This window comes from Methylobacterium mesophilicum, from assembly GCF_022179445.1.
In the GTDB taxonomy this organism is placed as follows: Bacteria; Pseudomonadota; Alphaproteobacteria; order Rhizobiales; family Beijerinckiaceae; genus Methylobacterium; species Methylobacterium mesophilicum.
The window spans coordinates 1-380 of the sequence record NZ_BPQU01000099.1 but is presented as its reverse complement, the minus strand read 5'-3'; the positions used below and the strand labels follow the sequence as shown (position 1 = coordinate 380).

At 70.5% G+C, this 380-nt stretch carries 1 pseudogene; it reads left to right on the top strand.

Annotated features, from left to right (window positions below):
* A pseudogene (locus MFF40_RS28380) lies at nt 1-156 on the top strand (methyl-accepting chemotaxis protein); the annotation flags it as partial.
* Nucleotides 157-380: the final 224 nt, after the last annotated feature.

Sequence of the window (380 nt, the reverse complement as noted above, 5' to 3'; positions counted from 1 at the left end):
GAGGTCACCGGCAACATCGCCGGGGTGGCGGGTGCCGCGGAGGAGACGGGGGCGGCGGCGAGCCAGGTTCTGGCCTCGGCCTCAGAGCTGTCGCGCCAGTCCGAGCACCTCTCGGCCGAGGTGGCCCGCTTCCTCCACACCGTGCGGGCGGCCTGAGGGCTGCTCGTCATATCAGGCGCGGGATCCCCCTCTCCCGGTGTGGCAAAGGGAACCCGCGTCTGTTTCTGTCCCCGGACGGCCCTGCATCCTGGAGAGGGGACGAAATCGCGTCTCCCGGACAGTCTCCCGGGCCCGCCTTCATTCAGGGCCAGACTGGGGCACCATCCAGTCGCGCGGTCTCCGGCAGGCCGCAGATCAGGTTCGCATTCTGCACCGCCTGG